This window comes from Mesorhizobium sp. M1A.F.Ca.ET.072.01.1.1, from assembly GCF_004023325.1.
Lineage (GTDB): Bacteria > Pseudomonadota > Alphaproteobacteria > Rhizobiales > Rhizobiaceae > Mesorhizobium.
The window spans coordinates 1-974 of sequence record NZ_RZSF01000666.1 but is presented as its reverse complement, the minus strand read 5'-3'; the positions used below and the strand labels follow the sequence as shown (position 1 = coordinate 974).

General features: G+C 65.8%; 1 protein-coding gene. It reads right to left on the bottom strand.

Features of this window, described 5'->3' with window-relative positions; all coding sequences use genetic code 11:
- A partial coding sequence (gene hemA, locus EOA32_RS37410) for a 5-aminolevulinate synthase (protein WP_128374323.1) occupies positions 1-974 on the bottom strand: 974 nt, incomplete at both ends.

Below are 974 nucleotides of genomic sequence, written 5' to 3'. Positions count from 1 at the left end.
TTGATCGGCTGGATGTAGATGCCGTGGACGCCAAGCAGGCGGTCGCTCGCCATCTTGCAAAGCTCGGGATCGCCGACCAGCACCGGCACGATATGGGTGGCCGATTCCATCACCGGCAGCCCGGCCGCGGCAAGCACCTGCTTAGCCCGCGCGGCCTGGCGCTGCTGGGCGTCGCGCTCGGCCTGCGAGCGCTTCAAATGCCTGATCGAGGTGGTGGCGGCCGCCGCGATCGCGGGCGGCAGCGCGGTGGTGAAGATGAAGCCCGGCGCATAGGAGCGCACCGCGTCGATCACAGCGCTCGTGCCGGTGATGTAGCCGCCCAGCGTGCCGAAGGCCTTGGCCAGCGTCCCCTCGATGATGTCGATGCGGTCGGCAAGACCCTCGCGCTCGGTGATGCCGCCGCCGCGCGCACCGTACATGCCAACAGCATGCACCTCGTCGATATAGGTCATGGCGTTGTAGCGCTCGGCGAGCTCGACGATCTGCTTGATCGGCGCGATGTCGCCGTCCATCGAATAGACGCTTTCGAAGACGATCAGCTTGGCGCGCTCGCGTCCTGCCGCCTGCAGCAGGCTTTCCAGATGCGCAACGTCGTTGTGGCGAAAAATCTTCTTTTCGGCCCCGGAGCGGCGCACGCCCTCGATCATCGAGGCGTGGTTCAACTCGTCCGAGATGATCAGGCAGTTGGGCAAGAGCCTGGCGATGGTCGAAATCGAGGCTTCGTTGGAAACGAAACCGGAGGTGAAGACCAGCGCCGCCTCCTTGTCGTGCAGGTCGGCGAGCTCATGCTCCAGCTCGACCAGCGGGTTGGACGTGCCAGAAATGTTGCGGGTGCCGCCGGCGCCCGAGCCCATCCGGCCCGCCGCGTTCTGGAAGGCGGCGATGACGTCCGGATTCTGGCCCATGCCGAGATAGTCGTTGGAGCACCAGACGGTGATTTCCTGGGCGCGACCGTTGGAGCGCCAGATGGCGCG